This is a genomic window from Shewanella sp., from assembly GCF_048265805.1.
Taxonomy (GTDB): Bacteria; Pseudomonadota; Gammaproteobacteria; order Enterobacterales; family Shewanellaceae; genus Shewanella.
On record NZ_JBLXAT010000010.1, the window covers coordinates 104,076 to 130,040 of the forward strand.

At 49.3% G+C, this 25,965-nt stretch carries 27 protein-coding genes and 1 rRNA gene; 9 read left to right on the forward strand and 19 right to left on the reverse strand.

Annotated elements, in window-relative coordinates:
* Nucleotide 1: 1 nt before the first annotated feature.
* The 13 genes from ACN0TT_RS09260 to gmk all read right to left on the reverse strand — a co-directional run bounded on the left by ACN0TT_RS09260 (nucleotide 2) and on the right by gmk (nucleotide 12,665).
* Nucleotides 2-550 (reverse strand): hypothetical protein, encoded by a 549-nt coding sequence (locus ACN0TT_RS09260; protein WP_417761864.1) that lies wholly within the window; start codon nucleotides 548-550, stop codon nucleotides 2-4.
* On the reverse strand, nucleotides 550-798 hold the full coding sequence (locus ACN0TT_RS09265) for an acyl carrier protein (RefSeq protein ID WP_417761865.1): 249 nt from the start codon (nucleotides 796-798) through the stop codon (nucleotides 550-552). Before ACN0TT_RS09265 ends, ACN0TT_RS09260 begins: the two co-directional genes overlap by 1 nt.
* Before the next feature lie 11 nt (nucleotides 799-809).
* Nucleotides 810-1,064 carry a phosphopantetheine-binding protein gene (locus ACN0TT_RS09270; protein ID WP_417761866.1) on the reverse strand — a complete coding sequence of 85 codons (255 nt, stop codon included), beginning with the start codon at nucleotides 1,062-1,064 and terminating at the stop codon, nucleotides 810-812.
* Nucleotides 1,051-1,842: a lysophospholipid acyltransferase family protein gene (locus ACN0TT_RS09275; protein ID WP_417761867.1), complete on the reverse strand. Its 792-nt coding sequence runs from the start codon at nucleotides 1,840-1,842 to the stop codon at nucleotides 1,051-1,053. The genes ACN0TT_RS09270 and ACN0TT_RS09275 overlap by 14 nt, the downstream gene beginning before the upstream one ends.
* Entirely contained in the window at nucleotides 1,839-2,567 is a 729-nt protein-coding gene (locus tag ACN0TT_RS09280; RefSeq protein ID WP_417761868.1) for a beta-ketoacyl synthase chain length factor, read from the reverse strand. Before ACN0TT_RS09280 ends, ACN0TT_RS09275 begins: the two co-directional genes overlap by 4 nt.
* Nucleotides 2,568-2,750: 183 nt before the next feature.
* Nucleotides 2,751-3,626, reverse strand: coding sequence for a DUF3014 domain-containing protein (locus ACN0TT_RS09285; RefSeq protein ID WP_417761869.1), 876 nt, complete (start codon nucleotides 3,624-3,626; stop codon nucleotides 2,751-2,753).
* 174 nt (nucleotides 3,627-3,800) lie between these two features.
* On the reverse strand, nucleotides 3,801-5,876 hold the full coding sequence (gene recG, locus ACN0TT_RS09290) for an ATP-dependent DNA helicase RecG (RefSeq protein ID WP_417761870.1): 2,076 nt from the start codon (nucleotides 5,874-5,876) through the stop codon (nucleotides 3,801-3,803).
* A 107-nt stretch (nucleotides 5,877-5,983) separates the two neighbouring features.
* Nucleotides 5,984-6,916, reverse strand: coding sequence for a calcium/sodium antiporter (locus tag ACN0TT_RS09295; protein WP_417761871.1), 933 nt, complete (start codon nucleotides 6,914-6,916; stop codon nucleotides 5,984-5,986).
* Between the two features lie 305 nt (nucleotides 6,917-7,221).
* Nucleotides 7,222-8,880, reverse strand: a complete 1,659-nt coding sequence (locus tag ACN0TT_RS09300) for an AMP-binding protein (RefSeq protein WP_417761872.1) — start codon at nucleotides 8,878-8,880, stop codon at nucleotides 7,222-7,224.
* 273 nt (nucleotides 8,881-9,153) lie between these two features.
* Nucleotides 9,154-9,537, reverse strand: coding sequence for a RidA family protein (locus tag ACN0TT_RS09305; RefSeq protein ID WP_417761873.1), 384 nt, complete (start codon nucleotides 9,535-9,537; stop codon nucleotides 9,154-9,156).
* A gap of 19 nt (nucleotides 9,538-9,556) precedes the next feature.
* Nucleotides 9,557-11,668 (reverse strand): bifunctional GTP diphosphokinase/guanosine-3',5'-bis pyrophosphate 3'-pyrophosphohydrolase, encoded by a 2,112-nt coding sequence (gene spoT, locus ACN0TT_RS09310; protein ID WP_417761874.1) that lies wholly within the window; start codon nucleotides 11,666-11,668, stop codon nucleotides 9,557-9,559.
* A 27-nt stretch (nucleotides 11,669-11,695) separates the two neighbouring features.
* Nucleotides 11,696-11,983 (reverse strand): DNA-directed RNA polymerase subunit omega, encoded by a 288-nt coding sequence (gene rpoZ, locus ACN0TT_RS09315; RefSeq protein WP_417761875.1) that lies wholly within the window; start codon nucleotides 11,981-11,983, stop codon nucleotides 11,696-11,698.
* Between the two features lie 58 nt (nucleotides 11,984-12,041).
* On the reverse strand, nucleotides 12,042-12,665 hold the full coding sequence (gene gmk, locus ACN0TT_RS09320) for a guanylate kinase (RefSeq protein ID WP_417761876.1): 624 nt from the start codon (nucleotides 12,663-12,665) through the stop codon (nucleotides 12,042-12,044).
* A 170-nt stretch (nucleotides 12,666-12,835) separates the two neighbouring features.
* Here gmk and ACN0TT_RS09325 point away from each other — a divergent pair, with 170 nt between their 5' ends.
* The 3 genes from ACN0TT_RS09325 (at nucleotide 12,836) to ACN0TT_RS09335 (ending at nucleotide 16,491) form a co-directional block, all read left to right on the forward strand.
* A complete protein-coding gene (locus ACN0TT_RS09325; protein WP_417761877.1) occupies nucleotides 12,836-13,921 on the forward strand; it encodes a hypothetical protein in 1,086 nt (361 codons plus the stop codon).
* 14 nt (nucleotides 13,922-13,935) lie between these two features.
* A complete protein-coding gene (locus ACN0TT_RS09330; protein WP_417761878.1) occupies nucleotides 13,936-15,036 on the forward strand; it encodes a phosphotransferase enzyme family protein in 1,101 nt (366 codons plus the stop codon).
* Between the two features lie 81 nt (nucleotides 15,037-15,117).
* Nucleotides 15,118-16,491, forward strand: a complete 1,374-nt coding sequence (locus ACN0TT_RS09335) for an alanine/glycine:cation symporter family protein (protein WP_417761879.1) — start codon at nucleotides 15,118-15,120, stop codon at nucleotides 16,489-16,491.
* A gap of 60 nt (nucleotides 16,492-16,551) precedes the next feature.
* Here ACN0TT_RS09335 and ccmE read toward each other — a convergent pair whose 3' ends face one another.
* Genes ccmE through ccmA form a run of 5 tightly spaced genes read right to left on the reverse strand, consistent with a single transcriptional unit; the run spans nucleotide 16,552 to nucleotide 19,331 of the window.
* Complete coding sequence (gene ccmE, locus ACN0TT_RS09340; RefSeq protein ID WP_417761880.1) at nucleotides 16,552-17,037, reverse strand: cytochrome c maturation protein CcmE; 486 nt, start codon at nucleotides 17,035-17,037, stop codon at nucleotides 16,552-16,554.
* Nucleotides 17,034-17,240: a heme exporter protein CcmD gene (gene ccmD / locus ACN0TT_RS09345; protein WP_417761881.1), complete on the reverse strand. Its 207-nt coding sequence runs from the start codon at nucleotides 17,238-17,240 to the stop codon at nucleotides 17,034-17,036. The genes ccmE and ccmD overlap by 4 nt, the downstream gene beginning before the upstream one ends.
* Nucleotides 17,240-17,983, reverse strand: coding sequence for a heme ABC transporter permease (locus tag ACN0TT_RS09350; RefSeq protein ID WP_417761882.1), 744 nt, complete (start codon nucleotides 17,981-17,983; stop codon nucleotides 17,240-17,242). Before ACN0TT_RS09350 ends, ccmD begins: the two co-directional genes overlap by 1 nt.
* A gap of 1 nt (nucleotide 17,984) precedes the next feature.
* Nucleotides 17,985-18,671 (reverse strand): heme exporter protein CcmB, encoded by a 687-nt coding sequence (ccmB, locus tag ACN0TT_RS09355; protein WP_238897182.1) that lies wholly within the window; start codon nucleotides 18,669-18,671, stop codon nucleotides 17,985-17,987.
* 12 nt (nucleotides 18,672-18,683) lie between these two features.
* Nucleotides 18,684-19,331: a cytochrome c biogenesis heme-transporting ATPase CcmA gene (ccmA, locus tag ACN0TT_RS09360; protein ID WP_417761883.1), complete on the reverse strand. Its 648-nt coding sequence runs from the start codon at nucleotides 19,329-19,331 to the stop codon at nucleotides 18,684-18,686.
* 325 nt (nucleotides 19,332-19,656) lie between these two features.
* On the opposite strand from ccmA, the gene ACN0TT_RS09365 reads away from it, so the two are divergent.
* A complete protein-coding gene (locus ACN0TT_RS09365; protein ID WP_417761884.1) occupies nucleotides 19,657-19,965 on the forward strand; it encodes a c-type cytochrome in 309 nt (102 codons plus the stop codon).
* 100 nt (nucleotides 19,966-20,065) lie between these two features.
* Here the strand turns inward: ACN0TT_RS09365 and ccmI are convergent, their stop codons facing one another.
* Entirely contained in the window at nucleotides 20,066-21,346 is a 1,281-nt protein-coding gene (ccmI, locus tag ACN0TT_RS09370) for a c-type cytochrome biogenesis protein CcmI (protein WP_417761885.1), read from the reverse strand.
* 453 nt (nucleotides 21,347-21,799) lie between these two features.
* Here ccmI and ACN0TT_RS09375 point away from each other — a divergent pair, with 453 nt between their 5' ends.
* The 5 genes from ACN0TT_RS09375 to ACN0TT_RS09395 form a co-directional block, all read left to right on the forward strand.
* Entirely contained in the window at nucleotides 21,800-23,782 is a 1,983-nt protein-coding gene (locus ACN0TT_RS09375) for a heme lyase CcmF/NrfE family subunit (protein ID WP_417761886.1), read from the forward strand.
* Between the two features lie 18 nt (nucleotides 23,783-23,800).
* A complete protein-coding gene (locus ACN0TT_RS09380) occupies nucleotides 23,801-24,361 on the forward strand; it encodes a DsbE family thiol:disulfide interchange protein (protein ID WP_417761887.1) in 561 nt (186 codons plus the stop codon).
* Between the two features lie 11 nt (nucleotides 24,362-24,372).
* Complete coding sequence (gene nrfF / locus ACN0TT_RS09385) at nucleotides 24,373-24,831, forward strand: heme lyase NrfEFG subunit NrfF (protein ID WP_417761892.1); 459 nt, start codon at nucleotides 24,373-24,375, stop codon at nucleotides 24,829-24,831.
* Complete coding sequence (locus ACN0TT_RS09390; protein WP_417761888.1) at nucleotides 24,831-25,433, forward strand: TlpA disulfide reductase family protein; 603 nt, start codon at nucleotides 24,831-24,833, stop codon at nucleotides 25,431-25,433. Before nrfF ends, ACN0TT_RS09390 begins: the two co-directional genes overlap by 1 nt.
* Before the next feature lie 390 nt (nucleotides 25,434-25,823).
* A 16S ribosomal RNA gene (locus ACN0TT_RS09395) occupies nucleotides 25,824-25,965 on the forward strand; the annotation flags it as partial.

Below are 25,965 nucleotides of genomic sequence, written 5' to 3' on the forward strand. Positions count from 1 at the left end.
CTCACGATCTTTTTAGCCAAAAATGGCGATATAACCATTCGCCACCCGCGAGGGAACCTATCAACAGATAGGCGATAAAGCCGTTATAAAGTGTCCATGCTTGCAAGCTGCTGTACAACGCGGTGTATGCGGCTGCTGCGCCATTTATCACAAATACTCCGCACCACAGCCCAGTCACTTTACGTAAATAAGGACGCGCCGCATCAGGGAGATCTGGCGCTGTAATTCGTGCCAGCCGCTCCACCATACAGGGCGGTTTGAGTAATGAGCTACCAAACAACAATAGCATGGTGCAATTGATCACTAGCGGATAAAGCAGCAGCCAATGTTGCTGCTTGGCGATGGCACTTCCCAGCGTCAGCAGCAAACCTAAGATAATCGGCACCAGCAGTGCTTTCACTTGCTGCCGTTGTAGCGCTAAGCGTAACAACAGCAATGCAGCCAGCGCCAAGGCCACCACATTGCCGGGGAGATACTGCAAGCCCAAATACACCGCCATTGGATAAGCAAGTAACAGTAACACGGTGAGTAGCTGCAGCGCGGCTGCCATTAAACGTTAACCAACTGCTCGATAGCATCAACCACATCAGCTACGGTGCGCACCGATTTAAATGATTCTGGTTGAATTTTTTTGCCTGTTAGCTGTTGCAGTTTTATCACAAGATCCACGGCGTCGATGCTATCAAGATCCAGATCTTCGTAGAGCGAGGCTTCAGGTGTAATGTTCTCCGCTGGCACTTCAAATTCATCCTGCAGAATACGGCTTAACATCTGCATAATTTGTTCACGGTCTTGCATGTTGCTCTCTCTTACACCTGTTGCGATTCAATAAACTTGGCCAAAGTAGCCACACTATAAAAATGTTCGCGAGTTGCTTCGGAATTGGCTTCGAGTTTGACATCAAAACGTTTTTTAATGGCAAGGCCTAACTCCAGTGCGTCGATGGAATCTAATCCCAATCCTTCCCCAAACAAGGGCGCGTCGGTGTCAATATCGGCTACAGCGACATCCTCAAGATCGAGGCTGTCGATGATCAGTTGCTTCAGTTCGTCATGTAAGCTCATAATATTCATTTAGTTGTTGTCGGTAATAACACTCCAAATCCCGAGTCAATAACCGCGCCTGTTTGGCGTGGGTGGCTATATCACCGCTAGGATTGGCATTAATCTGCTCGCCAGTTTGTACCTGTATCTCAATCGCTTGACGAGGAATCAGATACCAAGGGTCTTGCTTAGTTAGACCAGCATGTCGCACCTTGAGTAATACCGGTAGCACGTTGGCCGAAGTACGAATGGCAATATTAGCCGCACCTCGGGCAAATTCGTTGATCACGTTACCTTTTATGGTACGTGTTCCTTCAGGAAAAATAATTAAATTGGTGCCGCGTTGTAGCACTTCTTGGCAATCAGCCAATAGCAGATCCGCCTCTCGGTTGGGAATATACCCCGCCGCAGACACAACGCCACGCAAAAAGGGGTTGCGCCACAGCCCTTGCTTAACAATACAGCCAGCATTAGGCATTAAACTTATCAGCACTACGACATCAATGAGCGTAGGGTGATTGGCAACCACCACCATACCTTCGGCTTGACGTAGTTGTTGTATACAACCAGCATCGACTTTAACTACTCCGGCGGCAGTGAGCATCTTAACCATACCGCGAAACATAACATGCACCGCTTTCTGTACCCGCTTGATACGGGTATTGGTGTTGCCTGGCCAGTAACGTAGTACTGGCAAAATGGTCAGTGAACTTAGCAGACCGCCGACACCAAAAACGATATAACAACTCACGCCTGCTAACCAACGTAGCAGGTAGCCAAAGCCGTGCGCGGTGTTCATCTGCCATGCTCCAACAGCCATTGTTGATGAGCAATTTCGCCATGAAGATCATTGCCAGAGGCTAATGCCTGCAACAGTTGACCATAGCAAAGTGGATTATCGGTGGCAGCCGCTTGGGGGACGATAGTGAGTTGCGCTACGGGAGCCGATATCGCTGTGTCGCGACGGCTTAGCAGGAATGCTAGCGCTAATGGATACTCTAACTCGTCGGTATATTGGTCGTAAATCGGCGGAACAGGGTCATCACCATAGACCAACAATAGTGGCTGCTCACTGACTTGCAGTTGGGCATAGGCTTCATACATCGCTTGTGCCAGTGTCTCGCTACCAGCGGCAATAGAGGTCGATGGTTGGGTATTCTTGGCCACAATGCCATATAAACCACTCGCGGTATTGTGTACGGATTGACTAAAACCTGTTGGCGATAGTGGTTGCTGCGCCAACACATTTTCTAGCAGCACGATGGTGCGGTTTAACTCGCCATGACGGGAAGCAAAAATAGTACGGTAGTGGCTATCGGGTGCAGCAGTTAACGCTGCGTGCAGCATCATTTTGGTCAAACGACTAAAGCGGCGGCGTTGCATACTAGGCACTTGGCTAAGCGCTGGCGCCCGCTCATCGAGCGCGTCAGTGGTGGTGGCTTTGTGCCACTGAGTCCAAGCAGTAGAATCTTGGTAGGCTGGCGACCAAGCACCCCAAGATAAAATATTAAATGCTAGTGGCACTGCTACCTCTTTTTTAAAACCGTTCCTTGAGGATGTTACAACATCAAATCCTGATGTCTGTTCGTGGCGTTGGGCTTATTGCGGGGTATTCTACACTGCTTATGGGCGGGGAATGAAGGCATTTTGTTAACGCCGAATGTAAGTGTTAACAAAATGCGCAGTGTTGTGCGTTAGCTCAAATTATTATTTGCTTAATTGCTCAGATAGGCGACGAATGACGCGCTTCACTTTACGGGTGTTATCTGGGCCCATACGGACCATCAATTTTTGCGCGTTTGGTAGGGTTTCCAGTTTCGGATCAACAAAGCGATAGTTAACGCTGATGGAATACAGTTCAATCGGTTGGTCAATCACAGGTGCGGCCAAAATCTCTTTAAACGCTTGTTGTAAGCGTGTATTGAAGTTAGTGTCTGGATAGCCAAGCTCGGCGAAAGCTTGCTCTAACAGCGGCTTCATACGTTGGTAAGTTGCCACTAACTGCTCATCATTCAAGCCAGATAAAAAGTCCGCATACATATCGTAACGGTGGTAGCTATCTGGGTTGAGATAGGTTTTGTTGGTGATATCAGTAACGGTAAAACTTTGGGCCGGCTCTTTGAGCGGGCTGGTTTTACGCGCTAACTGACCTTGCGCGATATTGTCGACGAATACCACAAACTGACGCACCATATCGCTGTTATTCAGCAGGCTATCAATCGCCATGCCGTTGGCCATGGCGACCACTTTGTCGTGCACAAATGTATCACTGTTATTCAATTCCGGTAGCGGCTCTACTTTCGGTTGTTCCACTGCTGGCTGCTCTGGTGCTTGCGCGGTAGGCTCAGGCGTGGCTTCGGGCTCTGGTACATCCGCTTCGGTCACTAGCGGTTGCTCTGGTGCAGGTGCAGGAAGTGCGACTTCAGTACGCGCAGCTGGCTCCTCATCGGTTTCTTCGGTGCTCCAGAAATAGTAACCGGCACCAGCGCCAATCAAAATGACGACGACGAGGGCCCAAATCGCATTGGCGGTTCCGCTGCGCTTTTCCTGTGGTGCGATTCTGTCTTCTTCATTGACTTGCATGACATATCCTTAACGCGTTATCGGTGGCCTGTATCGACACGAAGCCCCATTCTGCAAATATTGCCTATGATGTCCAGCATTGGCGCTGGGTGGCACTGAGTTTATTTAATTTTTGCGAGTTGCAAACAACGATTATGGTTGCAGAATATTTAACCATTACTGAACCATGAACGATCAGGCTTGTACATATTGTTGTCGATCTCCGAGCCAGCGCTCAATAATAGCATCAACATTTTCAGGCGCTTGCGACATCACATGTACCGCTAATTTTTGAATATGAGGGATCAGCGCCTGATCCCGTACTAAATCTGCTACCCGCATATCTGCCAGACCTGTCTGCCTTGTACCGAGTACTTCACCTGGACCACGGATCTCGAGATCTTGCTGCGCGATAACAAAGCCATCGTTGCTTTCACGCAACACTCCGAGGCGTTTGGTGGCGGTTTTCGATAGCGGCGGTTGATACAGCAGGACGCAATGGCTAGCAATGGCACCGCGCCCCACCCGACCGCGTAATTGGTGCAATTGTGCCAAGCCTAAGCGCTCAGGGTTTTCAATAATCATCAAACTGGCATTGGGCACGTCTACACCGACTTCAATCACTGTGGTGGCAACTAACAGATTTAGCTCACCTTTTTTAAAGCTATCCATCACCGCTTGTTTATCGGCGCTTTTCATGCGGCCATGCACTAAGCCGATGTTTAGCTGCGGCAGTGCTTGTTGTAACTCTTGAAAAGTATCTTCCGCCGCTTGGCATTGCAGGACTTCGGATTCATCAATCAGGGTACATACCCAATAGGCTTGACGGCCATCGTTTAGCGCGGCGTGTCTGACTCTATCGATAATATCCTGTCGGCGTGAGTTGGCAATTGCAACGGTAGTGACTGGGGTGCGCCCGGGGGGGAGCTCATCAATAATCGAGGTATCTAAATCGGCGTATGCCGTCATCGCCAACGTGCGAGGAATCGGTGTCGCAGTCATGATCAGTTGATGCGGATAGAAACCCTGTTGAATGCCTTTTTCGCGCAGACCCAAACGTTGATGCACACCAAAACGGTGCTGCTCATCAATGATGATCAGCGCCAAGCGCTGAAACTGCACCTGCTCTTGGAAGATGGCATGGGTACCTATTACCATCTGCGCATGTCCGTCACGGATATCCGCCAACTGTTGTTCGCGCGCTTTGCCTTTGAGTTTGCCAGCCAGCCAGCCTACTTTAAGCCCCAACGGGGTGAACCAGTGACTAAAGTTCAGTGCATGTTGCTCGGCTAACAGCTCTGTTGGCGCCATCATCGCGACTTGATAGCCGTTTTCAATCGCTTGCAGTGCAGCCATCGCTGCCACTAAAGTTTTGCCTGAGCCCACATCACCTTGCACTAGCCGCATCATCGGATGGGGCTGACTGATATCTTGGGTGATGTCCGCAACAACGCGTTGCTGTGCACCTGTCGGAGCAAACGGCAGCGAAGCGAGAAAGGGCGTCAGCAGTTGTTGCGTGCTTTTGAGGCTGACGGCCTTATCGCGTTCACTACGCTGACGGAGTTTGAGCATACTGAGATTGTGTGCCAGCAGCTCCTCTTGCACTAAACGCTGCTGCGCTGGATGAGTGCCCTGTAATAGCTGAAACTGATCTACGCTCACCGGTGGGCGATGCATGATGCGAATCGCCTGCGCTAGGCTTAGGTGATTGGGCCGTAGACTTTCCGGCAGTAGCTCAGTCAGTGCCCCTTCTTGTAACAAGGCAAGCGCTTGCTCAGTAAGCTTCATCCAACTGGCTTGGCGTAAGCCTTCCGTAGTGGGGTACACCGGCGTGAGCGAATCGCTCAGTTTGGCTGACTCGTCGGCGTTGAGAATCTTGTACTCTGGATGAATAATCTCTGCGTGTTGATTACCACGGCGGATTTCACCGTAGGCGCGAATGCGCGAGCCATTTTGCATGCTGTTACGCTGCGCGGCAGAGAAGTTGAAAAACCGCAGCGATAGCGCGCCAGTATCATCGCGCACATTGCATACCAACATGCGGCGTCGGCCGTTAACGATTTGCGTGGATTGGATTTCTGCTTCGATGGTGCCGTAGTTACCGAGTTGCAGTTCGGCAATTGGATAGATGCGGGTACGGTCTTCGTAGCGCAGCGGCAAATGGAACAGCAGATCCTGTACTGTGTGGATCGCCAACTTGTTGAGTTTCTCTGCCATTTTGGCAGCGACCCCTTTCAGTTGGTTAATGGGAAATTGATCCAGCCGTTGCAAGGTTTGATTACCGAATTACTGTGGATTTATACATATAGTATCAAACCCGACAGCTTTGACAATGGCGTGTTTTTCAACCACTGTCAAAGCATTAGCTAAAAATGCACTTATGCTGCTGCGTGAGTGACCAGATACGCCATATACCCCAAATATCCAGCTAGCAAGGCAAAACCTTCTTTGCGGCCAATACGCATATTGCTCATAGCAAATGGCAGTATCAAAATTGATAGCACCAACATGACGCCGAAATCCAGCAAACTGAAGCCAGCAGAGGAGATCGGATGCACTAGGGCAGTGACTCCTAATATGCATAAAATATTGAAGATGTTAGAGCCTACAACGTTACCGATGGCAATATCGCTTTGGCCTTTGAGTGCTGCCACCACAGAGGTCACTAGCTCCGGCATACTGGTGCCGATGGCGATAATGGTCAAGCCGATAACTGCTTCGCTGATGCCAAACATACGGGCTAAATCTACCGCACCATCAACAAATAAAATGCCGCCGCCGATTAAGCAACCAATGCCGACTAAGATCAACAGCGTTGATAACCAAGGATTGCGTGGGCCAGCTTCGATCTCTTCAGCATCTTCATCACTAGAGATACGGTAGCTGTGCCACAAAAATGCCAGCAACAGTGCGAACAGCACCGCACCATCAATCCAGCCCAGTTGGCCGTCGAGTAGCAGTAGCAACAGCACGACTGACGCGCCAATCATAATCGGAATATCGCGTTTCACTGTTTGTGATTGCACGCCGATTGGGCGAATGATGGCGGTTAACGCTAAGATCAGGCCGATATTGGCAATGTTGGAGCCGATAACATTGCCCAGCGCAATACCAGAGTTACCGGACAGCGCTGATTTCACGCTTACAGCTAATTCAGGCGCACTGGTACCGAAGGCAACAATGGTTAAACCGATCACTAATGGTGTAATCCCTAAACGCAAGGCAATGGCACTCGCGCCGCGTACCAAGGCTTCCGCTCCAGCGGTAAGAATCACAAAACCACCAATAATGGCGAGAACAATAAAGGTCATAACGTCTTCCACAAGTCAATTTAGGCTTGATTAGGCCGTCAATGTCGTTCTGTAAACAACATGTTAGGGCATCTGAGGTCGGCTATTGTGACATATACTGTCAAAAAGATCCCAACACTGTTGGGATCTTTTTATTCAGGCATAAGTTAGCGGTTGTTAGGGGCTGTCACTGCCCGAAGGGTTCATTTAAACGCCTCCTGAACTTTGTTGCCTCCAGTTTGCTTAGTTGACTAAGCAAACTGGCTGCGCCTTGTTCATAACGCGTTTAATTTGAACAAAAATGAAACACTAAAGATAAACAGCCCCTAGAGCTCATCTTCCCAGACTACACGATTACCGCGCAGGCCTTCCAGACGATCGATATAGGCTTTTTCTAGGACGTGCCGTTTAATCTTAAGTGTGGGTGTTAGCGCATCGTTTTCAATGGTCCAAGGCTCAGTCACCACCAAAATGGCGTCGATGGTGGCATGCGACTCAAGGTGCGGATTGACACTATCCAGCGTTTCCTTGAGCGACAGGCGTACCTCTTCACGCGCTTGCAGTGCGGCTCCCTCAGATAATTGCACCAAGGCGATTGGGTGCGGTAACCCTGTGCCCACCACACAAATCAGCTCGGCGTGCGGATCTTGCGCCAATCTGCGTTCAATCGGCACTGGCGCTACGTACTTGCCTTTGGCCGTTTTAAAGTTGTCTTTCACACGGCCGGTGATGCTGACATAACCTTCGTCATCAACACTGCATAAGTCACCAGTTTTAAAATAGCCCTCATCATCAAAAGCGGCGGCGGTCGCTTCCGGCGCATGGTAGTACTCCTGCATTAAGCTTGGGCTTTTGATCAACAACTCGCCTTCAGGTGATTGCTTAATGTGGCAGCCAACAATCGGCTTACCCACTGTGCCAATTTTGGCGGCATTGAATGGATGGTTGATAATCGAGTAGGCACAGTTTTCGGTCATGCCCCACGCTTCGCAAATATCCAAACCAATGCTGTGATACCAATGTACCAGTGAGGGCGGGATGGGGGCGGAGCCTGAACCGAGCAAGCGGGCTTTATCCAAGCCTAAACCTTTATGGATTTTGCGTTTTACCAACCAGCCGAGCAGTGGGATGCGCAGTAACGTTTGCAGCTTCTTGTAGCTACCCACCTTGTCGATGATATTTTTCTGGAATAGCGTCCACAGCCGCGGTACCGAGAAAAATACCGTCGGTCGCATGCGTTGCACATCCGCCACGAAGGTCTCTAAGCTCTCGACAAACGCCACGGAACATCCAGCGTAAAATGAAGAGCCTTCAATCGCGACTCGTTCAGTGATATGCGCTAATGGCAGATAGGAAATAAGTCGGTCATTGCCATCGGCTTTGAGATCCCGTACCACGGCATTACATGTCCAGCTGTAAGCCCCAAAGGTTTGTACCGCGCCTTTAGGTTTACCCGTGGAGCCAGAGGTGTAGATCAACGTCATAATTTGATCTTCCATCGGTGGCAGTGGGTCGACTAACGGTTTGCCAAGATTGAGCAACTGTAGCCATTGGTATTGAGCTGGCATGGTGTCATAGGGCAGGGCCAGCCGCAGAATATCGCCACCGACACCGGGTTCTTGATCCGGCCAGTGGTCCAACTTACCGACAAAGATCGCCTTACAGCCGCTGTGCTCCAACACATAGCGGATAGTATCGGTATTGGCCGTTGGGTAGATGGGTACGCTGATATAGCCGCCATACATCAGCGCTAAATCAGTAATAAACCATTCGGCGCAGTTTTTTGATAGCAGGCCGATTTTATCGCCGGGTTCAAACCCCAAATGGCGCAATGCACCAGCGATCTGCTGCACCGCTTGCTGCACTTGCCGCCAAGTGTAATCTTGATAGTGCCCTTTAATGGGTTGTCGCAGGTAGATCTCGTCACCCTGTGTGGTGGCCCATTGATTCAACATATCAACCGGACTGCGGTAGCTCGTTGTCATCGGGGTTCCCCTTATAGTCTAGTTATCATGAGTGCTATCGAGTCACTGCCGTGGTCCCCCAAAATCACCCAGCAGGCCGAGAACTTTCTGTTTTTAATCGACAAAAAGTCTCCAATAAGTATGGAGTGCCCCTGATAGTGCTGCAAACTATTTACAGTGCCGCAGCCTAGGAAATTAGTGGAATATGCGATAAGGCGAGGAAAGGGTAAAAGAGAGGGAAATACCAATAAAAAAGAGCGCCTTAGCGCTCTTTAGTCGATACTTAACTGTGAATTACAGCGCGGCAATGGCATCCATTTCTACTTGCACATCTTTTGGCAGTTGCTTAACACCAATGGCAGCACGAGCAGGGTACGGTGCGCTGAAATAGCGGCTCATCACTTCATTTACTTTGGCAAAGTTGGCCAAATCAATCATGTAGATATTGAGTTTGACGATATCAGCCAAACTGCCACCAGCGGCTTCACATACCGCTTTCAGGTTTTCAAATACTTGTACCACTTGGGTTTCAAAGTCTTCACCTGCCACTTCCATCGTGGCGGGTACCAAGGGGATCTGACCAGATAAGTACAAGGTAGAATCTACTTGTACCGCTTGCGAGTATGTACCGATAGCGGCTGGAGCTTGGTCAGTTGCAATAATCTTTTTTGTTGCCATAACGCCGATTTCCTTATGTTTAGCGGTTACGAGAAGTACGCAGCACTTCAGGTAGTACCCGAATACGGCGCATCACGTTAGCCAAATGTACCCGATCGCGCACAGTGATACGCAGGTGGATCAAATACACTCTGCCATCGCGCTCTTCTGTGCTGATGTTGGAGATATTGGAGCCTTCCGCCGCAATAATGCTGGTGATTTTCGCCAATGCACCTTGGTGGTTAACGATCTCGATACGCAAGTTCGCTTGGTACTCAGCACCTTCTACTGCATCCCACTGTACTGGAATATATTTATCCGGCTCAGATTGGTAACCGCGAATGTTGGCGCAGTTTTCCATATGCACCACAAGACCTTTACCTGGGCTGACATAAGCCACCACCGCATCGCCTGGAATAGGGCGACAGCAGTTACCAAAGGTGACCAACATACCTTCGGCGCCACGGATTGGCATGAGTTTGCCATCGTCATCACCGCCCCTATTTGGATCGACGCTTTCGCCTTTCAATCGCTGTGCAATCAACAAGCCCATGGCGTTACCCAGACCAATATCGGTCAGCAGCTCATTGAAATTACTGTGTTTGGTATCTTTAACGACTTTGGCAATCTGTTCTTCGGTAAAGTTTTCCAGTTTCGCATCACCCAAGGCGTGGTTGAGTAACCGTTTACCCAGCGCAATGGCTTCATCCTGCTTGAGGAATTTGAGCACTTGGCGGATTTTAGCGCGAGCTTTACCCGTTACCACAAAGTTGAGCCAAGCCGCGTTAGGTTTGGCACCTTTGGCGGTGATGATCTCGACGGTTTGACCAGAAATCAAGGGTTGACTCAGTGGATAAGCTTGACGGTTTACGCGGGCGCCAACGCAGGTGTTACCTACATCGGTATGGACTTCGTAAGCAAAGTCCACGGGTGTTGCGCCAACAGGCAATTCGAGAATGCGGCCATCTGGGGTGAATACGTAGATTTCGTCAGGGAACAGTTCAGTTTTGACGTTCTCAACAAATTCAAAGGATGATGATGCACTTTGTTGCAGCTCCATCAGACTTTGCATCCACTTACGGGCACGCACTTGTGACGTGGTGGTGCCGCTTGCCGCGTCGCCACTTTTATACATCCAGTGTGCCGCCACCCCTTTATCAGCCATCTGATCCATATCTTCGGTACGAATTTGTACTTCAACAGGTAAGCCACGCGGACCAATCAGCGACGTATGCAGTGATTGGTAACCGTTGGTTTTCGGGATAGCGATATAGTCTTTAAAACGCAGCGGCCGGGGTTTGTACAGGCCGTGCATAATGCCGAGCACACGATAGCAAGTATCGACGGTGTCGACGATGACGCGAAAGGCGTAAATATCCATCACGTCTTCAAATTTAACCTCTTTAGTGCGCATCTTGTTGTAGATGGAATAGAGGTTTTTTTCACGCCCTTTAACTTTGCAGCCAACGTGATTTTCTTCTAACCGGCCACGAATGGCATTTTCAATCGCTTGGATCAGCTCTTTGCGATTACCGCTGGCGGTCCGTACTACCTCTTTCAATACGCGATAGCGCATCGGGTAGTAGGCTTGAAACCCGAGATCTTCCAACTCAGTCTTGATGTTATGAATACCGAGACGGTTGGCGATAGGGGCGTAGATTTCCAGCGTTTCACGCGCAATGCGGCGACGTTTATCGGGGCGCAAGGCGCCGAGTGTACGCATATTATGGGTGCGGTCAGCGAGCTTGATCAGAATGACGCGAATATCTTGCGTCATTGCTAGCATCATTTTGCGAAAGTTTTCGGCTTGCGCTTCCTTCTTATCGCGGAATTTGAGCTTATCAAGCTTAGAGACACCTTCCACCAACAAGGCCACCGATTCACCAAACAGGTTGGCGAGGTCTTCTTGGGTGACGTGGGTATCTTCGATGGTATCGTGCAGTAGCGCAGCCATCAGCGTCTCGTGGTCGAGACGCATGTCAGCCAAAATATGCGCTACTGCTACCGGATGGGTAATATAGGGTTCGCCACTCGTACGCATCTGCCCTTCATGAGCGTCACGCGCTATCTGATAGGCCTGCTTGAGTAGTTCAACCTGTTCCGGCGCTAGATAGGCGGTAGCGGCGTCTCTCAGACCTTCAAATAGATACAACTGGTGGTACTCCCGATATTGTTAACCTTACAGTGAAGAAGAGTTGTGGCCTTCAGCGATCGCGGCAACTGCGGCAATTTCAGCAGCTTCGCGCTCACGTACGCTTTGGCGCTCGTCAGCTTCTAATGTTTTAGAGTTAACTAAGCCTTGTTCGATTTCACGTAGAGCAATCACAGTAGGCTTGTCGTTTTCTTCTTCAACCAGCGGGTCTTTACCTTGAACGGCGATCTGACGTGCGCGACGCGCTGCAACCATGATCATGTCAAAACGGTTGCCGATCTGTTTTACGGCGTCTTCTACAGTTACGCGAGCCATGTGTTGGAACTCCAGTGTGTTCGATGAAAAAATGACGCAAAAGTGTACACTATGACTGTCACTCTGCCAATAGATCCTTAAGCATATCACTGTGGGTGATTGTTTGACTAGCTTGAGTCAGTCGTTGGCTGCGAATAATCGCGAGTAGATCAGTTTGTGCTTGTTTAAAATCATCATTTACGATGATGAAATCATATTCATGATAGTGCGACATTTCGGAAACTGCCTTAGCCATACGGCCGGCAATGACCTCGTCACTATCTTGTCCGCGGCCAGTGAGGCGGCGTTGCAGCTCTTCACGTGATGGCGGCAGAATAAAGACGCCAATCGCTTCTGGCATCTGCTGTTTAATCTGTTGTGCACCTTGCCAATCGATATCAAGGAACACATCAATCCCTTGTGCCAACGTCTGTTCAATCACAGTACGTGATGTGCCGTAGTAGTTACCAAACACTTCTGCCCATTCAAAAAAGGCCTGTTCAGCAATTAACTGCTTAAATTGCGCAACGGAGACGAAGTGATAATGCTGACCATTAACCTCGCCTGGACGTGGTTGCCGTGTGGTGTGCGATACCGACACCTGCATGTCTGCGGGTTTATCTGCTAGTAGGGCGGCGATCAGAGATGATTTACCAGCGCCACTAGGTGCGGAGACAATAAACAGATTTCCACGGGTAGTCATAGTTACTCAATCTACGGTGACGGCCTAAATTCGGCCAAGGACTAAAAATTAGGGGCGATATTATAGAGCGCTGCGCAATAGTGCGCCAGTACCGCTGACAATTGTGTGCAAATTCGATAGGCTTGCGCCAGTAAATTATCGAATTGGGGCGTCACAGAGAGGATATTGTGTTGTTGAGATCACTTATCTGCTTGCGGGGATATGACCAAGGACTGCGCCATGTGGCGATCAGCTTGGCGGTTTATCTATTGATACTGCTGCTGTGGGGGCTGACGACGAGTGGCGGTTTTGCCGCAATAGTTGCCATTGTGCTACTGCCTATTTTATTGGCGACGGCATGGCGACGGGTGCGTGATGCTGGGCGTCCGCCGTTGATGGCGTCCGTGGCGTTGCTGCCTTGGCTGCTTATCTTGTCTGCCACATTAACGATGTCGACTGGACCGGTGTTGTATTGCGCACTGGTGCTAGCCTTAGTATTGCACCTAGGTTTTGCGTTGCTACCTAACGTGCAAGCCAAGGGCGCACGCGCCCAACGGCGTTATGTGCAAGGTTACTGTGGGCCAGTGCCGCTTGCCGTGGCAAAAACCACACAGCGGGTTGAGCCAACCATTGGGGGCGCAGCAGCGGTGAGCCACGATGATATGGTTGATGACAATGAGGCAACGGCATTTGAACGGTTAAACTCGGCCTATCAAAAAGACAATAGCGTGGCTGAACTGCAGCAAAATCTGCGCATGTTGGGGCAGTGGTTGCTGCGTTATCGTAAATTTGTCGCCGTGGCGGCCATCGTCGTGCTGGTGTGCATTGGCATCACCAGTTGGTGGATGTCTGCCGACAGTGAACAACCAACCACTCATACCGAAACAGTCGCGCCAGCCACTGATGCGGTTCAGTCAGCGCGAGAGATTGTCAAAATGCCCGACCATTTCAGCCTGATGCTGCAAGGTGATCAACTGATCATGCAATGGCTGGGGGATACCATGACCCTTGGCAACATGTGGGATCTTGCCAGTGCTAGCGGCGATAAACGCTGTGCCAACATGGAGTTTAATGACGGCAGTCGCTATCGGCCGATGCAGGTCAATATTGTGGCGAACGGTGCCGTAGAAGCCAATTTTAGTCCGCTAGATACTCGGCAGATAGTCAATGATGTAGCGATGCGCGGCAGTTTCTCGCTGTGTGGCTATGACTTTAGTCTCAAAGGTAGCCAAGCGGCGTTACAAGCGAATAGCCAATTTAGTCGCTTGCTCAATTAGGATAAAAATCATCAATGCAGATGGATGTTAATGGCATCAAGCAGCATGTTTTGCCGCACTATTTGACGGCAGCAGAGCTGGAATATGCCAATTTAACTGTGGCTCCGTTGGGGAACGGCCACATCAATAGTACTTGGTTAGTGAGTAGTAACCAGCGCCGTATGGTGCTGCAACAGCTCAACACCCAAGTGTTTACCTCGCCGTGGTCGGTGGTTGAAAATGCCATGGTGATTGCCAATTTTTTACAGCAGCAAACAGATAACTATGCATTGCTGCTGACCTATCCCGTGCTGACGTTGGCTGGACAATTGGCGGTAGAAGATGCTCAGCATGGCTTTTGGCGAGCGATTTCATTTGTGGAAAACAGCCATAGCATTGAAAAGATGCACACCACCGAACAAGCGCAGCAAACGGCTTATGCTTTTGGTACGTTTGCCGCCGCACTGGGGCAGATGGATACGCAGCAGTTGCAGCAAACCATTCCAGATTTTCGCCATTTGGCGGCGCGTCTGCAGCGATTGCAGCAGGTAGCGCAGGACGACCCGCAGCAGCGGCGCCAGCATTGCCTGCAGTGGCTGGCTTTTGCCGAAAGCCAACGCGCGTTGTTGGATGAGGTTGCCGAAATGGAAGCCAAATTGCCACTGCGGATCTGCCACAATGACACTAAGATCAATAACCTACTATTTGATGCTGATAACCAGCCGATGGCGGTGGTGGATCTCGATACGTGCATGCCCGGCTATCTGATGTATGACTTTGGTGACATGGTTCGTAGCTGTTGTGCCTCGGTGGCTGAGGATGCGACGCAACTGGCCGAGATTGACGTCTTACCGGACTATTTTGCCGCGATCAGCCAAGGCTGGCTGCAAGCGTTGGCGCCAGTGATGACGCCATTAGAGCGTGACAGCCTGTGGCTCGGGGTGAAAGTTGTCACCCTGATGTTGGCGGTTCGCTTCCTCACCGATTATTTAGATGGTGACCGCTATTTCCGTATTCACCATGCGGAGCACAATTTAGAACGTGCTATCAACCAATTCACCTTATATCAGCGATTTGTTGAACACCAAGACCAACTGCAGCCCTTGCTGCAAGCTGATCCTATATTCGCTGAATAAATATTCACTTAAACTGCAAAGCGATTGAATAACTCCGTGTGCTTGTTACTCTAGGGTAGGATTTAACACGGAGTTAACTAAATGACGTTTGCTGAAGCAACCTCTGCTTTTGCTTCCTATGCTTGGGGCCCGCACATGCTGGTGCTGTTAGTGGGTGGCGGGCTATTCTTTCTGTTCTATTCTGGCTTTGCGCCGTTTCGCTATCTTAAACATGCGATCAACATTTTGCGTGGCAAATACGATGAACCCAACGCGGAAGGGCAGATCAGTCACTTAGGTGCCTTGTCCAGCGCCATGGCGGGCACGGTTGGCATGGGCAATATTGGCGGCGTGGCATTGGCGATGGTTGCGGGTGGCCCCGGCGCAATTTTTTGGATGTGGGTCAGTGCCATTATCGGCATGGCAACCAAGTTTTTTACCTGTACCTTAGCGATCATGTATCGCGGTCATGATGATCGTGGCGAAGTACGCGGTGGGCCAATGTATATCATCACCGAAGGGCTTGGCCCCAAGTGGAAACCGCTCGCTATCTTCTTCGCCGTTGTTGGCATGATGGGCAACTTTCCGCTGTTTAATACCAATCAGTTAGTCACCATCGTCAAAGAATGGCTGATACTTGGGCCGGACAGAACGGTAGGCGCGCAGGCTGGGCAGCACTTTTGGTTAGAGCTAGCGCTGGGTGGCGTGGTGATGCTGGTGGTGGGCAGCGTGGTGCTCGGCGGCATTAACCGTATTGCCGCGGTGGCAACCAAAGCGGTACCGACCATGATTTTAGTGTATGTCAGTTGTGCTATCTATGTGATTGGCTCGCATATTGAGCAAGTGCCCGGTTACTTAGTGCAGATTGTTTCTGAAGCGTTTTCAATGCAGTCTGTTGCAGGAGGTGTGTTGGGGACACTGGTGGTTGGTGTCAAGCGTGCGGCATTCTCTAATGAAGCAGGGATCGGTACTGAAGTGATGGCGCACGGTAGTGCTAAAACCGCTGAGCCAGTGAAAGAAGGTTTAGTGGCGATGCTTGGCCCTGCGATTGATACCTTGATTGTGTGTACCGCAACTGCGCTGATTATTCTCATTTCTGGCGTATGGCAGCAGGGCGGGGCGGATGGTATCAGTTTGTCGAGCCTCGCATTTGAGGAAACCATGCCGGGGGTCGGCCCTTATCTCCTGCTGCTGTGTGTGGTGTTTTTTGCTATTACTACTATCATCACGCAAGCATTTTATGGCAGTCAGTGTTTTCGCTTTCTGTGCGGTAGCCGTTATCTTTCGGCTTATCAGTGCTTTTACCTGTTCACCATTCTATTTGCGGCGACAACTAGCTTAGACAACGTTGTGAACCTGATTGATGGTGCCTATGCCTTGATGGCGATTCCAACCATGATCTCGGCGGTATTATTGGCGCCCAAAGTGAAGCAAGCGGCGCAGCGCTATTTTGCCTCGCTGGAACAAGCCAACTAGCGCGACGATAGCAACGAAAAAAGCCCCAAACTGGGGCTTTTTTTGACTAAGGCGTGGCGATTAACCGCCAGCTTTCTGTGCTTCACTGTACTGCATTTTTTGATGATCTTTACCCATGGCCTCAGCCACTTCTGGCGGCATGTAGTTTTCATCGTGTTTTGCGAGCACTTCAGTGGCTTCCAGTTGGCCTGGCCCCGTCAACACGCCTTGCGCAACTACGCCTTGGCCTTCACGGAACAGATCTGGCAACAGGTCGTCATAAGTTACCGTGACTTGGCCACCCGCTGCATCGTGTACTGCAAAGCTTACGCGCAAGCTTTTTGGATCACGCACTAGCGATCCTTCAGTTACCATGCCACCGATACGGATACGGTCGCCGACACTTGGCTTAATGCCAGTGTCTACTTTACCGTTCACAATCTCTGACGGGGTGTAGAACAGGTTCAGGTTCGAGTTCAACGCATACAGCAGCAATGATGCCACTACCGCCACGCCCACAACAAGGCTGCTGGCTAACACTAATCTTTTTTTACGTCTTGAGTTCATTCTTTTGCGCTCCGGTGTTGCGCCAAACGCTCTTCACGCTTAGCTTTCGCTGCTATCTCTTTGAGAACTCGCTTTTTGCGAGTCAAAGTCACGCCAATCAAAACCGCCAATGACGCATAGGCCACGCCATAGGACAACCATACGTAAAAGCCGTAGCCTCCCATATGGAAAAAATCAGCTATTGAGTGAAATTGTGCCTGCATTATTTTGCTCCTTGAGCCAACGCCATTTCACGAACCCAAGGACGCATGCCGTTACGGGCCAGCACCTCTGAGCGGAAACGGATCAAACTTAGTGCAGCAATCATGACGCCAAAACCGAGAATATTGATCACCAGTGGGATTAACATGTCAGGTGGCATGGCAGTTTTACCGGTCATTTTGATTGAGCTCTGGTGCAATGAGTTCCACCAATCAACTGAATACTTGATAATTGGAATATTAATTACACCTACTATAGATAAAATACCAGCCGCACGTGCCGCTAATACCTTATCTTCGAACGAAGCGTAGAGCGAGATCACACCTAGGTAGAGAAATAGCAGCACTAACTCAGAGGTTAAGCGTGCATCCCATACCCACCAAGTGCCCCACATAGGCTTGCCCCAAGTAGAACCTGTCACCAAGGCGATGAAGGTGATCACTGCACCCACTGGTGCAATGGAAGCGGCCATCCAGTCGGCCATTTTCAACTGCCACACTAAACCGATAAATGCCGCGATTGCCATCGATACATACGCCATCATTGACATAGATGCCGCAGGTACGTGTACAAAGATGATACGGTAGCTATCACCTTGCTGATAATCGGTAGGCGAGAATACCATGCCCCAAATGGTGCCGGTCAGCAGCATTAGGATGGCGATAACTGAAAGCCAAGGAATAAATTTCCCTGCTAGCCGATAGGCGCGTTGCGGCTCGGCGTAAGGATGCAACCATTTCCACATATTAGTTAGTACTCACACGTAAAGAGGCACCAATAGCAAACGGCGCCAAAACCAAAGAACCGACCAGCAAGGCAGCAATAATTGCTAGCTGACCATCATAAGGTTGATTAGAAGCGGCAAACTCAATTGCCCCAGTAGCAAAAATCAGTACTGGAATATACAGCGGTAAAATCAGCAAGCTGAGTAATACGCCGCCTTTTCTTAAGCCCACAGTAAGCGCCACACCAATGGCACCCAGCAAACTCAACACCGGAGTGCCAAGCAGTAACGTCGCAATCAACGCGGGGTAGGCGTTGTCTTCCATATGCAGCAGCACTGCCAGCAATGGTGCGATGATAATCAGTGGTAACCCCGTCAATAACCAATGCGCTAATACTTTGGCGAGTACTAGCAACTGCAGTGGCTGCGGGCTGAGCAGCATCTGCTCTAAGCTGCCATCGTTGTAATCGGCTTTAAAAAGACGCTCTAGCGACAACATTGATGCCAATAGCGCTGCAACCCAAATGACACCAGGGGCGATGCGGCTGAGGATCTTCGCTTCTGAACCAATCCCCAACGGGAACAGCGTCACCACAATAATAAAGAACAATAATGGGTTAAAAATATCGCCGCGATGGCGCACTGCAATTTTCAAATCCCGCATCAGCAGGGTGAAGAATGCTTGTGTAAAACTAATGCCTCGTTTCATTCGTTCCCTGCTCTATACAAACCGGTATTCCAAACGGATTTTGCGTAACCGCTCGTCGGAAATAATGCCCATATCTTGGTGAGTGGTCACTATTACGCAGCCACCGTTATCGGCATGCTGTATAAATAACGCTTCCAGTTCTGCTACACCGCGTTTGTCGATAGCGGTGAATGGTTCGTCAAGAATCCAGATCCGGCTATTGGTATGCCATAGCCGCGCGAGTGCCGTGCGGCGATGTTGCCCTGCTGAAAGATGTCCTGCTAACGCATCCTCAAAACCGGTGAGGTTCACCTTGCTGAGGATCTCACGCTTGTCAAAATCGTTATAACCGCTAACCCGCAGATTAAAATAGAGGTTTTCTTCGGCAGTGAGTTCACTTTTTACCCCTGCTAAATGGCCGAGATAGAGTAAATCTTCGTTAAATTCGTCACGGCTACGGCTGATGGAGTCATTGAGATAGCACACATCGCCAGCGTACGGACGAGAAAGCCCTGCCAAAATGCGTAACAGACTGGTTTTCCCGGCACCGTTAGGGCCTTCGATTTGCACAATATCACCACTGCCAATGTCGAAACTAAGCTCATCAAATAAGATCCGCTCTTCACGAATACAGGTGAGGTTTTTTGCCGACAGCAATGTTTCTGAGTCTGGTTTAGTCACTTAACCCTCGATAAAACACGCACTTTAGGAGACGCGATTATCCTAACATAAAGCACCATGGTGGTTTACCAATATGGCTGACGAAGTTTCAGCAATTTGATGTGCTTCCAATAAAATGTAACTTTTGGGAACTTATTATTAAGCCAATAATACATTAGCGCTTTATTAACTTAAAAAGCCTCTAGAACTTGAGTAAGTTAAGGTGAGATGTGAGTCACAAAAAGATGAGTTATTGGGCAAATTGTTGTAGCCTGTGCGGGCAATGGAATCGTGCTGCGCTATATCAGCGCCAGCTAAACAACTCATTTTTAGCTAGGATTTTCCCATGATGAAAAGAACGCTGTTGATGACTGCAACTGCAGCTAGTCTGTTTACCCTAGGTGCCCAAGCAGCTGACGGTGAGGCGGTTTACAACAAGTCTTGCATGTTCTGTCATGCAAGCGGTGTGGGTGGTGCGCCACGTGCCCATGATGAAGCTGCATGGAAATCGCTGATGGATAAAGGTATGCCAACGATGCTGAAAGCCGTTAAAGAGGGCAAAGGCAACATGCCACCTAACGCGATGTGCGGTTCATGTACTGATGAAGAGTTCAAAGCTTCTATCGAGTTTATGGCAAAGAAAAAGCAGAAATAACCGATTTAAGTGGCACGTAGCCTAAGTGACTCATACGGCTGACGTGGCCGTTCTCTCATAAAAAAACCGGCCTAAGCCGGTTTTTTGTCGATGCAGTGTGTTACTGCACTTCTTTATCTAGGACTAAGTCAGCGGCAGCACCTACATCAATGCTGGCAAGCTTACCTTGCAAGTCACCGGCTTGTGGTTTGAGGTTGCCGTGTTTAGACAGTACCGCAATCACTTCCACATTTTTGCTATCGCTTAGCTTCACGTTGCCGCCCATGTTAGTGCTGTCGTCCAGCACTACTGTCACAGGTAGCGTTTTAGCGCTGATCTTCGTGGCGGCGACGGGGACGCTTGGGCCTTCAGTTGGGCGAGCAAACACGAAGATAATGTCGTTAGTGCTTACTTTATCGGCCAGCTCAGGTGATACAGATAAGTTGATTGTTACGGTATTAGCCGTTGCTGTCGCTGCTGTGCCATCTTTTTTGAACTTGGCATGAGTTGAGTCGTTTGGCATTGCACCATTAGTTGCTTGCAAACGCATCTTAGCTGAGTCGATGGCGTTGATAATGGCACTACGGTCTAAGTCGCTGCGATCGCTTTCGAGGATTTTCTGCCACGCGTCAATCGCCTTTTGGTAGTCCGCGGTGTAGAACGCATCCATACCAATCAACAATAACGTTGATGGGTCGTGTGGATCTAACTCCAGCGCGCGGTCAATGAGCTGCTGCACGATAGGGATCATTTTCTGACCCGCTTTGTAATAAAGTGCAGTGGCTTTTGGACCGAGTAATTCAGCGTGTTCACCGACCAGTGCAATCACTTGATCAAATGCGGCGATGGATTTATCAAACATACCAGCTTGCGTATAGGCTTGGCCTAGGCTGTACCATGCTTGGCTGTTATCTGGCTCAGCTTGGGTTTGCTGCTCCAACATCTGCACTCGCAACATCATCAACTGCTCTGGTGACATGCCGGCATGTGGATTTGATGGGTCAACCGCGGCGGTTGGATGTTCCACCTCTTGATAGGCGCCCAAACGTTGGTACATGAAACCTGCAACCACGATAACCGCTACTGACATCAAGCTTGGCCACAGTGCGCTTTTGCGTTTACCTTCAACGCTCAGTGACTCGTCTTGCCCCTGCTTTATGTCTTGTAGCAGACTGATTTCGAGCTCTTTCTTCATGGCGTCGAATTCCTGCTGGTCGAGCAGTTTTTCGTCCAAGTCTTTTTCTAACGCCGCTAAGCGTTCATTAAAGAGTTCGAGGTTGGTCTGTTGGCGCACGCCAGCTTCGCCGGCTTCAAGTAGTTTCTTCTGCCGAAAATGAGGGATCCAAATCAGTGCTAGGCTGACCAGCACTACAATCGCTATGAAAATCCAAAAGGTAGTCATTATTCACACTTCACTCGGTTGGTGATGGGGCGGACGACCGGATGTCGCTTGTTAATGGGCTGGAATTATTACTTAAAGATGTTTCATTGAACAGTAATATAACTCGGCGCCATAAATCCAATCGCCATGTTTGGGGACTGGTTCACAGTTCCTTATTTAAGTTAATAAACCGATGAAACTTCCCATGGGTCACTCGGTCACAGCCATGAGTTCTGTCCAGCTAAAACCCCTTTAAACATAGGGTTTTTGCATAATGAGAGCCGCGACCCATATTTGACTCAAAGGGGCAGACATGAACAATAGCAAATACTAAAATGAGCATAAGCTCAATTAAGTTAAGCTAGTTATAAAAGATTTTTACTTTAAGAATTAAAGTGTTGTGTGAGCTATTTAGTCGAGTCGTCAGGAGCCTATTACCTTAATAGCGCTGAAGACTAAACCTGAGGAATAACCATGATCCCAGAACTTGGACATTTTGCACTGATCATCGGATTAGCTTTTGCGGTGTTACTCGCAATTGTTCCGTTAGTTGGTGTTGCCAAAAAAGACCAGTACTTAGTGCGCTATGCGTGGCCACTTTGCTACGGGATGACCTTCTTTATCACGCTGTCAGTACTGTCGTTAGCTTATAGCTTTGCAGTGGATGACTTTTCCGTTGCCTATGTAGCATCCCATTCTAACTCTGAACTGCCAATCTTCTTTAAAATTGCTGCAGTTTGGGGCGGACACGAAGGTTCTTTGCTGTTCTGGGTGTTCTCTGTTGCTGTCTGGAGTGCGGCGGTAGCCTTCTTCAGTAAAGGCTTAGAAGAGGTGATGACCGCACGCGTACTGGCGATTCTCGCCATTATCACTATCGGTTTCTCACTGTTCATGTTGCTGACCTCAAGCCCATTTGAACGCTTGATTCCTGCGCCGATGGAAGGCCGTGACTTGAACCCAATGCTGCAGGACGTAGGTCTGATTTTCCATCCGCCTATGTTGTACCTCGGTTATGTGGGCTTCTCGGTGCCATTTGCGTTTGCGATTGCCGCATTGATGAGTGGTCGCCTAGACGCTGCGTGGGCACGTTGGACTCGTCCTTGGACCTTGGCTGCGTGGATCTTCCTCACTGGCGGTATTGCGCTGGGTTCATGGTGGGCATACTACGAACTAGGCTGGGGTGGCTGGTGGTTCTGGGACCCAGTAGAAAACGCATCGTTCATGCCATGGTTGGTGGGTACTGCACTGCTGCACTCATTGATTGTGACTGAAAAACGTAGTGCATTCCGTAACTGGACGGTATTGCTATCTATCTTTGCTTTCTCTTTGAGTCTGTTGGGCACCTTTATTGTACGTTCCGGTGTACTGACCTCAGTACACTCATTTGCCGCTGACCCAAGCCGTGGCTTGTTCATTCTGCTGCTGTTGGGGATTGCTATTGGTGGTTCATTGATCTTGTTCGCCTTCCGCGCCAGTGATATGAGCAGTCCGGCACGTTTTGAGCTGTGGTCAAAAGAAACCATGCTGCTTATCTGTAACGTGCTGCTGACGGTAGCCTCTGCCACGGTATTGCTGGGCACACTGTACCCGCTGCTTATCGACGCACTTGGCATGGGTAAAATCTCTGTTGGCCCGCCATACTTCAACGCTGTATTTGTGCCATTAGCGATTACCGCTTTCATCTTTATGGGTATTGGCCCTATCATCCGTTGGAAGAAAGCCAAAGCTGGTGAGATTAGACGTAAACTGCTGATCCCTGCCATTGTCTCTGCTGTGTTTGGTGTAGCCGTACCATTTATTGCTGGTGGAGAACTGAACCTGTGGGTCGTATTTGGTATGGGCGCCGCTATGTGGGTTTTCTTAGCCACTATCCAAGCGGTATTGACCATTGTTAAAGGCAGCGACGGCAAGGTGAAGATGAGTCGTCTTGGTCGTTCACAACTCGGTATGGTCATTGCGCACTTAGGTATTGCAGTGTCCGTCGTGGGCGGCACTATGGTGTCTAACTACTCTATCGAGAAAAGTGTCCGCATGGGGCCTGGCATCAGCCATGAGCTGGCGGGTTACACCTTCAACTACTTAGAGACTAAGAACATTGCTGGTCCTAACTACACCGCCAAACAAGGCCAAGTGAGTGTGACCAAAGACGGTAAAGAGATTGCGTTGCTGAAACCAGATCGCCGTCAGTACAATGTGCGCACTATGGATATGACCGAAGCAGGTATCGATTGGGGGCTGTTCCGCGATCTGTATGTGACAATGGGTGATCCAGTAAGTAATACTGAGTTCGCTGTACGGTTGAACTACAAACCGTTTGTACGTTGGTTATGGTTTGGTGGTGTGTTCATGATGATTGGTGGTCTGTTCGCCGCATCAGATAAACGCTACCGTGTAAAAGCAAAAGACGCTGTTGCTAACAAAGCTACTGCTGATAAGGCAGATCTTGCGTCTGCGTAATTGAATAAAGAGTGAAATATGAAAAAGCTGGTACTTTTTATTCCGTTGGTATTGTTTGTGGTACTCGGGTTCTTTCTGTTCAAAGGGTTGTATTTGAACCCGAAGGAGCTTGATTCTGCGTTGGAAGGTCGTCCAGTACCAGACTTTAAGTTGGAAAAACTGGAAGACGCTGCAGTTACCATTACTAACCACGATCTAAAAGGTCAGGTGTACATCATGAACGTGTGGGGCACATGGTGCCCTTCATGTAAATATGAACACCCATACCTGATGAAGATTTCGCGTCAGAACATCGTGCCTATTTATGGCATTAACTATCGTGACGAGCGTGGTCCGGCAATCGCAGAGCTGAATCGTCAGGGTGACCCATACTCGCTCAACATCTACGACCACGATGGTCGTCTTGGCTTAGACCTTGGCGTATATGGTGCACCAGAGAGCTTCTTGGTTGACCATAACGGTATCATCCGTTTCCGTTATGCGGGACCGATTGATATGCGGGTATGGCAAGAAACGTTCTTTCCGAAAGTCCAACAGCTCAAACAAGAAGCCGCCGAAGCAGAAGGTAAAGCATCATGAAATCACGTCTGATGACGCTGTTGATGAGTGTGGCGTTGGTATTTGGTGTTAGCTTGCTGGCTAACGCCACACCAGTGGATACTTATCAATTCAAAAACGAAGCTAACCAAAAGCATGCTATGGAATTAGCGCGCACACTGCGTTGTCCACAATGTCAAAACCAAGATATTGTGGATTCAAACTCACCAGTGGCACGAGACCTCCGTATGGAAGTCTATCAAATGGTTGATGCAGGTAAGAGTGATCAAGAGATCATTAACTTCATGACTAGCCGCTACGGTGACTTTGTACTTTATAAGCCTCGCCTTGATAGCAAAACCTATATTCTGTGGTTAGGACCGCTGTTGCTGTTACTGTTTGGTGGCGTGATTGCCTTTATCTTTATCCGTAGACAACGTATCAGTGTCGCTGCGGAAGAGATCTCTGCTGAAGACCAGCAGAAGTTGGCCGAACTGCTGAAGCGTCAATAATGAAGTTGCCGCATCTATTTGCTGTCCTCACTGTTGCCTTGTTGCCTCTTGTGGCACAGGCAACAGATGATGCGACAAATACAGCAAGTACGGCAGCTAGTAGCTCAACCGCTGACCGTATTAACGTCTTGCCACATGGCTTCCCCTTAAAGACAGTGCCTTTTAATGATGCCCAAGGTAATAGCCACGACCTCAGCCAATATAAAGGTAAAGTTGTTATCGTGAATATGTGGGCCACTTGGTGCCCGCCTTGTGTAAGAGAGTTACCAGCACTAGATCGTTTGAGTCAAAAGCTTGCAGATGACAATGTGGTACTGGTGCCCATCTCCATTGATCAAACTGAACAGCAACAGGTGCGTAGTTTTCTCAATGAACAGGGAATGCAGAACTTCAACAGCTTCTATGATCCTCATATGCAACTCAGCGAAATCTTCCCCCTCGATACCATCCCCGCCACTTTTATACTTAGCCCAGAAGGAACACTTGTTGCTTTTGTACGTAGCTTTGTGGACTGGGACGATCCAAAGGTGGAGCAAAAGATCCGTAAACTGATTGCACACCACCCAAAAAGCGTTAATTCGGCTGTTGGGGCGGCTAAATAAGGCTGAAATAACACCAGTTTGACTGAAAATATCGCTTGTTGCTGAAAAGATCAGCAAGCGATCTTTTTTCTTTAAAAAAGGGGTTGCGGAGTTTTTTGATGTCCCTATAATGCGCACCCACTGACACGGCAAAGCGCGAAAGCAAAGGTCGTAGAGGTGGTGATGAGGTGACTCATCACACGGCGAAAAATAAGTTTGAAATCAAGCTTGACGCCGATTGAGGGAAGTGTAGAATACGCAGCCCTGACCTGAAGCGAAGACGCTCAGGATGCTCTTTAACAAATTATCAAGCAATCTGTGTGGGCACTCTCAGAGTGATATATCGACAAACGATTTATCGACTTTATGAAGAGTGTTCATACGAACAGAATTCATTAGAGTCAAAACTTTTAATTGAAGAGTTTGATCATGGCTCAGATTGAACGCTGGCGGCAGGCCTAACACATGCAAGTCGAGCGGTAACAGGAAGTAGCTTGCTACTTTGCTGACGAGCGGCGGACGGGTGAGTAATGTCTGGGAACTTGCCTATTCG